Annotated in this window: 1 pseudogene; it reads right to left on the reverse strand. The window is 61.3% G+C overall.

Going from position 1 to position 248, the window contains the following annotated elements:
- Positions 1–248, reverse strand: a pseudogene (locus J5M56_RS26940) (hypothetical protein); the annotation flags it as partial.

Below are 248 nucleotides of genomic sequence, written 5' to 3' on the forward strand. Positions count from 1 at the left end.
GATGCCCAGCAACAGCAGGGCGCCGAGCACCCATAGCTCGTACTTCTTGATGCTGCCCAGCATGCCTTCGAGGATGGCGCCAAAATGGTAGGCGGCAAGGCCCAGCGCCAACGCCCAGACTGCGGCAAGGGGTACGCGTTCGGCCACCTCCATCAAGTAGCTGCCCAAAGCGATGTAAGCCAAGAACTGCACCGCAACGTACACCTGCCACGCCCGGCCCAGTGCTACTTCGAACTTGTGGAACAACG

Source organism: Pseudomonas sp. 51_B (assembly GCF_017491595.1).
GTDB lineage: Bacteria > Pseudomonadota > Gammaproteobacteria > Pseudomonadales > Pseudomonadaceae > Aquipseudomonas > Aquipseudomonas promysalinigenes.